Origin of the sequence: uncultured Campylobacter sp., assembly GCF_963517995.1 — a bacterium.
In the GTDB taxonomy this organism is placed as follows: Bacteria; Campylobacterota; Campylobacteria; order Campylobacterales; family Campylobacteraceae; genus Campylobacter_A.
This window is the reverse complement of record NZ_CAUQHQ010000173.1, coordinates 1-3,964: the sequence shown is the minus strand read 5'-3', so window position 1 is coordinate 3,964 and position 3,964 is coordinate 1. Positions and strand designations below refer to the sequence as shown.

The following is a 3,964-nucleotide window of genomic DNA, read 5'->3' as shown; positions in this document are numbered from 1 at the left end:
AATTTACGGTGAAAAAGCGGCTAATTTTGAGCTAAATTTTAGCCGTTTCGTAGCGGTTCTTGCTTGCAACCATTGTTTATTTTATGATTTTTGGTTATGGTAATCAAGCATTTAAATCTAAGCTAAATATCAAGCACGGACGGCTTAAATTTGATCATTTAGCGATTATGCTAAAAATCTGCTTATCGTCAGCCATTCTTTCAAAATTTGCTCAAAACTCCAGCCTTTATCCGAATTTTTTAAAATTTTAGCTATCATCGTGCTTTTATTAAGGAAAAAATTTGCATTTTAGTTACGTTTTTAAGCTTAGCGTTCCGATATTTATGGGCTATTTTCCCCTCGGCGTCGCTTTTGGGATACTGGCTAAAAGCATGGGCGTTAGCGCTTTTATAGCCATAGCGCTTAGCACGCTAGCTTACGGCGGCGCAGCGCAGTTTATGATGCTCTCGCTTTTTAGCGCGGGTACGGGGCTTTTAGAGGTTTTTATCGTCTCGTATCTGGTAAATTTACGTCATACTTTTTACGGGCTGGCGCTTTTAAAAGAGTACAAAGATCTCAAATTTCGCCTTTTAAATATCGCGACTCTCACGGACGAAACCTTTGCGATATTTAAGGCGCTTAAGATCTTGGACGCGGCGGAGCGCAGCTATGTTTTTACGCGCTTAAATTTGGTCTCGTGGTTTTACTGGGCGGCGGGAACGGCGGTCGGATGCCTAGCCGGCGAGCTGATAAAGGTCGATACGAGCGGGCTTGAGTTTAGCTTAACCGCGCTTTTTATCGTGATCGTAATGGAGATGTTTAAAAACGATAAAAATTATAAAGTGCTAGGCGCGGCGTGCCTGTTTGGAGTCGCCGGCGTAGCGCTAATGCCTGCCAAAGCGATGCTGATAGGCTCGATGGCACTTTGTTTTATTTTTATTTTAGTTTTTAAGGATAAGCTTTGATAAGCGTGAGTTCTAGCGAGTGGGCGATATTTGCCGCCGTTTTGCTAAGCGCGTTTGCGACCTTTTTGACGCGAGCCGCGCCGTTTTACGTCATCAAAAACTATAAGCCTCGTCCGTGGCTAACGGCCGTGGAGCGACACATGGGGTTAATGATAATGGTTATCTTGGTATGCTACGGACTAAGAGACGTCAAATTTGACGTTTATCCGTACGGACTAAACGAAGCGCTAGCCGTTTTTAGCGCGGTTTTGATTCATCTAAAATTTAAAAATACCCTGCTTAGTATCGCGGCTTCGACGGGTATTTATATGGCGCTAATCAGGCTTACGGCTTAAACGGAGGTTTTATGAAAAGAGTTACTATACTAGCAGTGGGCGGCACGGTAGCGGGAAGCGGCCCTGGATCGCTTGATGCGAGCTATACCTCAGGAACCGTTACGGTCGATAAACTGATCGCCGCGGTGCCTGAAATCAACAAGATAGCGACCATAAAAGGCGAGCAGATCTCAAACATCGGCTCTCAAGAGATGAACAACGAAGTTTGGTTTAAGCTAGCAAATAGAGTAAACGAGCTGCTAACTAGCGGCAAGGCCGATGGTGTCGTCATCACGCACGGAACCGATACGATGGAGGAGACGGCGTATTTTTTAAATTTAGTCGTCAAAAGCGACAAGCCGATCGTGTTTACGGGCGCGATGAGAAATAGCGGTTCGCTAAGTGCGGACGGCCCGCTAAATATCTTTAACGCCGTAAACGTCGCGATGAATAAAGAAGCTGCAGGCAAGGGCGTAATGGTCGTAATGAACGACGAGATCCACGCGGCTCGTGAGGTAACTAAAACCAACACTACCGCGGTCGATACCTTTAAATCTCCAAACAGCGGCAAGATCGGCACGGTGTTTTACGGTAACGTCAAATTTTACATGAATCCGCTTCGCAAACACACCGTAAATTCGGCATTTGATATCGCAAAGATCAAAGAGCTTCCAAGAGTAGATATCATCTATAGCCACGCAAACGACAACCCGGATTTTATAAATTTAGCCGTCAAAAACGGAGCTAAAGGCATCATAAACGCCGGTATGGGTAACGGAAATCCATTCCCAAGCGCGCTTGAGGCTCTAGGCGAAGCGGTTAAAGCCGGCGTAGTAGTCGTGCGCGACTCGCGCGTAGGTAGCGGCGAGACCACGCTAAACGGCGAGGTGGACGACGGCAAATACGGCTTTTTGGCCAGCGACAACCTAAATGCGCAAAAAGCCAGAGTGCTTTTGATGCTTGCGCTTACGCAAACAACCGATAAGGCAAAGATTCAGGAGCTTTTCCTAACTCACTAAGCGCGCGGCGTCTCGCGAGCGCTTTTCCGAGATTTCGCAAAATTTTCGCTCCGCAGGCTATATGCCTAGCGCACGCTCAATTTTGCTTCAAAACTCGAAAAATCATCTCGCGATACTTGCGCTTTGTTTCTATTTTTATTACGGCGGATTTGCTAAATTTACGGTCCGCCGTCTCTTTCATAAATTTCATTTTTCGGCGGCTTTTGCTGCGACGAATTTATCTTAAATTTGCGTTTAAAATTTACGCGCTAAACGGCGATTTGCAAGCGTAAATTTTAGCTATCGTTCGGTATAATTTTTATTTTAAATTTAAGGAGCAAAAATGGGAATGAGCGCGCACTACTACGCCTATGCGCAAGACGATATAGAGGCGATCAAAAACGGCGGCGACGGCGAGGCGCTGGACGAATACGACCTGGATAAAATGTGGGACGCGATGCATAAAACGCTAACTGGCAAAAATATGTTTGAAGCGATGAGCGCGGGCGAGATTTTCGCGACGCCAAATCCGCTTAGCTGGGCGATTTTCGGACGCGGCATGGCTGGCGAGGAGGGGAGCGAGGCGGTATCTTACGTGGACGCAGATGACGTAAAAGACGTAGCTAAAGCGATGCAGAGTGCCGACATTGGCGCGCTTTTGGCAAACGTAAATTTTACAGACTTCGGCGCGGCGGGCACGTATCCTGAGATATGGGAGCTCGAGAGCGAATTTGAGTATATAAAAGCCGAGCTAAAAGAGCATTTTAACGGGCTTTTGAACTTTTATCAAAATGCCGCCGACAAAGGCCTTGGCGTACTGATCGTAATAGCATAAATTCAAATCTTAAAAAGGCCAAATTTGGCTGGAAGCTCTGATAAAAAGCAGTTTGAGTAGCGATTTTGGTGTAGTAAATTTTAGAAGTAAATATATGAGGTAAAATAAAATGAATAAAAACAAAGATAACGAAACAAATATTAAAGAACACAATCTTATAAAGAATGTATTTTTGGATACTAATATTTTTTCATCTGCAAAATTTAACTATAATAGCGGTAATTTGTGTAAATTTTTAGAAAATGCAAAAGAATATAGTATACAGGTATATATTACGTCAGTGGTGGAAACAGAAATAAAAAAACAAATAAAAGATTTTTCTCAAAAACACCACGAGGCGATATATAATGCTATATTAAACGGCGTAATTGAACACGACATGGAATTTACTAGATGCAACGATTTTTGTGACTATATGGAGAGTAGATTGTTGGAATTGTTTAGTAATATGATTGACGATTATGATATAAAAATTATTCCATGTAGTCTTAATGGGGATGATACTGATTTGTTGATGGATATGCATTATGACATAAAACCTCCTTTTACGAAAGATAAAAAAAGCGAATTTAAAGATTCTATTAGTTTGATTAATATCTTAAATTTTATACGTAAAAAAGATATCTGGCATAACACCATATTTGTGACTCTGGATAATAGTTGTATTTTATTCTGTAGGGAGAATAAAATGAAATATTGCAGGTATATAAATAAAGTATCAGATCTTATTTTGAGTCAAAATGATCATGATAAATTTATAGAAAAAAATAGAGATACTATTTTTCAATATTTAAGAGCATATTTTAATGACAGAAAAATTGACTATTGCATAGAATCTAATTTATGGAATAGTGAAGACTGTGTGGATATAAG

5 protein-coding genes are annotated in these 3,964 nt (G+C 42.0%); all 5 read left to right on the top strand.

Annotation, left to right across the window (positions count from 1 at the left end):
- Nucleotides 1-281: 281 nt before the first annotated feature.
- A complete protein-coding gene (locus tag RYL88_RS11980; protein ID WP_314991582.1) occupies nucleotides 282-944 on the top strand; it encodes an AzlC family ABC transporter permease in 663 nt (220 codons plus the stop codon).
- Nucleotides 941-1,279: an AzlD domain-containing protein gene (locus RYL88_RS11975; protein ID WP_314991580.1), complete on the top strand. Its 339-nt coding sequence runs from the start codon at nucleotides 941-943 to the stop codon at nucleotides 1,277-1,279. Before RYL88_RS11980 ends, RYL88_RS11975 begins: the two co-directional genes overlap by 4 nt.
- An 11-nt stretch (nucleotides 1,280-1,290) precedes the next feature.
- Entirely contained in the window at nucleotides 1,291-2,277 is a 987-nt protein-coding gene (locus tag RYL88_RS11970; RefSeq protein ID WP_314991579.1) for a type II asparaginase, read from the top strand.
- Nucleotides 2,278-2,599: 322 nt separating this feature from the next.
- Nucleotides 2,600-3,091: a YfbM family protein gene (locus tag RYL88_RS11965; protein ID WP_314991578.1), complete on the top strand. Its 492-nt coding sequence runs from the start codon at nucleotides 2,600-2,602 to the stop codon at nucleotides 3,089-3,091.
- A 109-nt stretch (nucleotides 3,092-3,200) separates the two neighbouring features.
- The coding region (locus tag RYL88_RS11960; protein WP_314991576.1) for a PIN domain-containing protein at nucleotides 3,201-3,964 on the top strand (764 nt) is incomplete at its 3' end.

Coding starts and splice junctions, on each gene's coding strand:
- RYL88_RS11965 (WP_314991578.1), top strand. CDS start 2,600: ATGGGAATGAGCGCGCACTACTACGCCTATGCGCAAGACGATATAGAG.
- RYL88_RS11970 (WP_314991579.1), top strand. CDS start 1,291: ATGAAAAGAGTTACTATACTAGCAGTGGGCGGCACGGTAGCGGGAAGC.